Source organism: Paenibacillus camerounensis, from assembly GCF_000723885.1.
GTDB lineage: Bacteria > Bacillota > Bacilli > Paenibacillales > Paenibacillaceae > Paenibacillus_AQ > Paenibacillus_AQ camerounensis.
Genome location: NZ_CCDG010000119.1, coordinates 1 through 4,229, shown reverse-complemented (window position 1 = coordinate 4,229; position 4,229 = coordinate 1). Strand labels below are relative to the sequence as shown.

At 46.0% G+C, this 4,229-nt stretch carries 1 protein-coding gene; it reads right to left on the bottom strand.

The annotated features are described in order from the left end of the window. Positions 1-3,986, bottom strand: a 3,986-nt coding sequence (locus BN3772_RS29765; RefSeq protein ID WP_167336702.1) for an RHS repeat domain-containing protein, incomplete at its 3' end; no start/stop codon positions are given. Positions 3,987-4,229 lie beyond the last annotated feature (243 nt).

Here is a 4,229-nt window from a genome sequence, read left to right as displayed (position 1 = left end):
CCATTCAGGTTATAATTCACCCTAGTGCTCGTCGTCCCGTTGGTTTTCAAGTACCGCAAACCGTCGGCATAATAATTGAACTTTGTTGTACTGGTACCAGAAGTTACTGAGGTTAACGTATTTTGCAAATCATAGGTATAACTAGTATCTGTCATCGTTACACTGGACGCTGCAGTATCGCTGGAGGTTAAGCGGTTCCCCCGCACGTCATAGGTGTAGGTTACACTGCTGCCGTCCGGCCGGGAGATCGACGTTACCCGATTCAGCCCGTCATAGCCGTAGCCTGTGGTCTTAACAGTTCCATTTCCTCCGGCACCTGCGCTGAGCGTCTCCAGCACTGAAGTGATATTTCCGTTTTTGTCGTACTTATATTCATATTTGGAGATCACGGTACTTCCCTTGTAATTTGTTATACTATCCGTCCAGCCCAAGGCTTTGTTATACAGATGCTTTGTACTTAACGCACTTCCATCTGCTAGAGTCGGATAAATGATGGTATCGACTTGATTGTTGGCATAGTAACTATACTGGGCATTAACTGCGGCAGCATTATTCAGGGCATCGCTTCCGTTCGTCTGCACCAGCTTAAGCTGCAGTTTAATGTACTGGTAGTTCGTATAGGTCGCTTGATTGTCCTGAAGCTTGTTAAGCCGCCCTATCGTATCATACGTATTTACAATGCTGGCACTATAACCGCCTACTACCGACGTTGTGGATCTTACACGCCCCAGACTGTCTACCTTTTGCGTTTGTTTAGCAGTGACCACATTATTGGTCAAAGTCTGTACCGAATGGTATTGAGGCCCTTGATCGCCAATATTAATTTTGGTTTCCATTGTCTGCGCTATGCCGCCAACGATCCCGCTAATTTTACTTGTTTTCAGTTGGCCGCTCTCGTCATACGCATAGGTAAACGCGCTGCCATTACGGTCTGTTTTGCTGCTGAGCTGCCCCATATTATTGTACGTATATGTTTCATTCTGGGAAGCCCCGTCTTGCTTCTGGGTCAAAAGGCCAAGCTCGTTGTATGTCTTAGTGTTTAACGTCTGCGGTGTCCCATTCTTCGCCTGCACAGTCACCTTAGCCAGTTGATTATTCCCGTCGTAGGTATAGCTGGTTGTCTGATTTAGCGCATCCTTGACCGCCGATAACCGGCCCAATCCATCATACGTATATAGAGCCGTAACACTATTTTCGTTTTTGTTACCCGCTGGATCCGTATAGGCTACGACATTGCCGGCGAAGTCATAGCTGTAGGTATCCGCAATACGCTCGTATTTACTCGGCCAGTCTTTGTATGTAGCGACTGAGCTTTTATTACCCCACGGATCATAGCTCGCTTCGACATAGTTCAACTGATTGCCGGTGCTTTTTTCCTGCAGATAGCTGGTGCTGATTCGGGACTTAAGCGAATAGTTGCTAATCAGCAGATTACCGTTCGGATCCGTCGCCTGATTTTGCCTTCCCCACGCATCGTATTCTGCCGTTACGATATTACCTGCATCATCTCTGGAATAAACGGGACGCCCCAAGTTGTCGTAGTGATACTGATTGACTGCCCACTTACCGTTGTACTCGTCCGATTGCCTTTCAAGCAGCGCTTGACCAAAAGCATCATAGAAGGCCTCACTGCTGGTAGTTAGCTTCAAGCCGTTTGATATACCCGTCATCGTCTTCGAAGCACTTACCTTCAAGCTGTGTATTCCAGCGTTCACGCTATCATAGTCTGCAGATAATTGGTTTGGCTGATACGTGAATTGCTCTATAACACTGTATTGTTGTCCATCCTGATTGGAGAAGGTCGGATAGCTGATCTGTGTTGGTCTACCCAATCCATCATAAGCATACTTAGTTTCTGGATTAGTCCCTTCTTTCACACTGCTGACTCTTGCTGTCGCCATATCATAAGAAGTTGTTTTCTTCACAATCTGCTGATTAGAAAGCCCAATATTCGAATACGCTTCCTCGATCGTAGGATAAGCATATGCTGTCTCCGCACCATAGGTTACTACACCCTTGGAGACAGTCTTTCCGCCAGAGCTTTTTGTTGCCGTAGCTTTATATAGACGATTGCTGCCATCCGGTGCCATTTCATAGCTGTAACTTATAGTCTCTCCAACCGCATTCTTAAGGGTCTGCGAGCGGCCCTGAGCGGTATACGTGTAGCTCTCTGTGTACGGGGCCGCTTGGGTCTCATTTGCATACCAGGATTTCGAACTAAGGAAACGGTATGTCGGTTCGTACGCAAAGCTAGTTGTACTCCGACCTTTTAATGTCGCATTATTTCGCTGACTGTCGGTCATTAACCGGGTAGCACTGGATACATTCCCCCACTCATCATAGCTGGTTTCAGCATAGAGTTTGTTTGCCGCCGCATCTGAGTCTCCCGGACCGTATTCCCAACGTTCGCTGGTTGTCGGTGATTGCGTAAAGACAGAATGAAAAGAGGTATTCTTCTCGACAATTCGTTCATTATTAGAAGACAATTGCTCGGTAGAAAGCACTTGGCCTTTGCCGTTAAATGTGTTAGTTATTGTTACCTTTTTCCCGGCTGAAGCAGTCTGTTCAGTGATTCCCGCATAGCTGAACGAATCCGGGTAATTATCTTCCATGTAGTATTGCGGATAAGCATCATAGCTGCGGGATTCACTATAACTTACACGGTTGTAATCTCCGCTGAATGTGCCTGATTTGAGTATTTGATCATATCTTGCGGAAATTCTGGCATTGCGGATTCCGCCACTCGGCCCGAAATTTCGCATCACATCCACATAATCATATTGCGTCCTGGATTGAGGATACTGCACCACATTCAGCCGGAGATAGGCTTGGGCATACGTATTAAAGTCCCAAGGCTTAAACTCTTTAAGGTCCGTATTGTAGTTCAAAAACCCCTTGGTATAACCAAACTGCACTTTTTCTCCATTCGGATAGGTAATCGATTTCAGTACCGGATTAGGGTTACCAATCCAATATCGGGTAAAACTCCCGTTAGAGTAAACGGTATGTACTTCGTATCCCACGCGAATACGCGTGTAAATTACCTTTTGGCCTTCTTTACCGGAAGAATCCACTACTGTGACCGTCATCTTTTCTTCAACTGAATCCGTGTTTTCAGGCAGATAGTTATTGTTAACGAGATCATATTCAAATTTCACTTTTCGTCCAACACTGTCTGTGATTTCACTCAGTACACCCTTTGGTAACTGGTTTGCGGTTGCCGTAGTTCCGTACTTAAAAGTAATCGCATTCCCGAAGCGGTCAACAATACCCAGAAGCGCATTGTCAGGCCCCCCAAAATACTCCCTGGTCTTGTTAGCATGCTCCAAATAGTAAGAAGCCGTATAGCCATTGCTGGTGAAGGTATGACTACCATCATACATAAATCGTTTATCCTTGCCTTTATATCCCTTCAGATGGGTATATCCAAGTAAAGTATTACTGTTATCGTATATAACCTGATAGATGGCTCCCTGACCATCATGATAGTAGAGTTCACTTCCATAGGTTTGCACCGAGGGGAGGGTAAAACTCCAGCCTGTTCCTAAGTCAAACTTGGTTGCAGTGTAATTATAATATCCCGACATTGGGTCAAAAACGGCAGCCTGGCTGGAGCTGTAGGTAACTCCAAGATTGAGGTCTAGACCGTCACGCCCCGGTAAGCTGAGCTGTGTATCCTTCCATGTCAGGGTACCTGAGGCAGGGTCTATCATCTCACCGGAAGAAGAACGGTCCGAAAATTGCGGTTTCGCCGTTTGGTTAACCACTTCCATTTTAAAATCACTGACTACCCGCGCCACGTTCATGTCCAGTGTGGTTACAGCATCTACCTGCAAAGCTTTCAGTCCCAAGCTATCCCGTCCATAGGTTATATCTGTGACCGAATACACCTCTGAGGTTACTGTTAGAGCTTCAGGGGACAAGACTACATTAGACTTGCCGTAGACTATTTCCGTTACCTTAGATGGATTACCCTGTAATTCCAATCTGAATGCATCCCAAGATCCGGTATACATTTTTTTCTGGGCATACAGTTCGAATGGGTCAAGCTGCAGTTCACCTGCCAGATAGGCGGTTTCATATACATCTTCAATGGATGCGCCTTCGGTCATTAATTGTTTAATCTGTTCAGTGGTCAGTTGCAAAGGGCCATTGATCATAACCGAAGCATTCGCCCCGCGTAAAGCACGGGAATAGGTAGTTGCCGAATACTTCTCTTTGATGGCCTG